The following is a 1,116-nucleotide window of genomic DNA, read 5'->3' as shown; positions in this document are numbered from 1 at the left end:
CCAATACCTTCATACTATTGCCTTTATGCTTTTGTCTTCATATCGTTTTTTGCGATGTTTTTCATTATTTAGCATCTAAAAAAATATGCATAAAAAAACCGTCATTGTCAGTCACAATGACGGTCAGTTTAGCAAATTTCAATAGCCAATATACTCTATATATATAGTATCACTTAACTGCCTCGACCATATAATCAACCGCAGCATAAACTTGCGCTTCACTTATCTTATCAGTCGCTTGCGCTGGCATCTTGTTAAAGCCTTTAGCTGAATGCATATGTAGCGTCTCTATACCTTTAGCAAGACGCGGTGCCCATGCAGCCTTATCACCGTATTTGGGCGCATCGAGCAGACCTGCTTCGTGACAGACTTTACAATTGGACTCATACAGCTTTGCTCCTGCATCAGCTGCCAACACCTCAGGCTCAGCAGCCGTTTCTTGCTCTGTTTCTTCAGTCATCGCTACTTTAACTGGCTCAGCTTCCACTTCAACCACAGGTTCAGCTTCGACCACAGGTTCAGGCGTCATGGTTTCAGGATCTGCTACAGATGCTTCTTCTACCACTGTGCTTGTCTCAGCAGGTTCATCCATCGTAGCAGACTCGTCAGCAGTGTTATTATCACCACTACAAGCACTCAATAACAACAATGTGCTAATACTAAAAGCAGATAAAGTTAGTTTGTTTATCATCATAACTCCCCTCTTAGTTTATGTTAGCAGCTACTCATTCGTCGCTGGTTCAGCATCAGTTTCTGTTGCTGCAGTATCAGTAGCTGGCGTAGTTGCACTATCAGTCGTAGTTGCGTCGGTATCGTCAGTAGTGGCTTCTGCTGTAGCAGGCTCAGTCATGCCTTCTTGTGTAGTCATAGTAGCGTCTGCTTCTGTACCATCTACAGGCATTGGCGCTGTCTCTGGAAACTCCATGTCTTCAGCTTCAGGGGCATTTTGACGAGCCAATTCAGCGGCTTCTTCCACTTTGTCTACTGCTAAGACCTCATGTGACTCGCCGTCTTTGTCACCACTACAAGCGGTAACACCCAACCCAAGAGTAACAACCATTGCTGCGCTTAACGCTGTATTTAGTACTGTTTTTTTCATTCCAACACCTTTAATAA

2 protein-coding genes are annotated in these 1,116 nt (G+C 44.0%); both read right to left on the bottom strand.

What is annotated here, in order from left to right; all coding sequences use genetic code 11:
• Window positions 1-169: 169 nt before the first annotated feature.
• Entirely contained in the window at window positions 170-694 is a 525-nt protein-coding gene (locus tag ACS8FD_RS16230; protein ID WP_439262212.1) for a c-type cytochrome, read from the bottom strand.
• A 27-nt stretch (window positions 695-721) separates the two neighbouring features.
• Window positions 722-1,116 (bottom strand): hypothetical protein (locus ACS8FD_RS16225; protein ID WP_439276601.1); only part of this gene is annotated, 395 nt, incomplete at its 5' end.

It is taken from the genome of Psychrobacter sp. 1U2 (assembly GCF_051847575.1).
This window is presented reverse-complemented; position numbering and strand designations above follow the sequence as displayed.

What these genes read in the sequence shown, in the direction of transcription:
- ACS8FD_RS16230 (WP_439262212.1), bottom strand. Translation starts at nt 694, where the DNA reads ATGATGATAAACAAACTAACTTTATCTGCTTTTAGTATTAGCACATTG.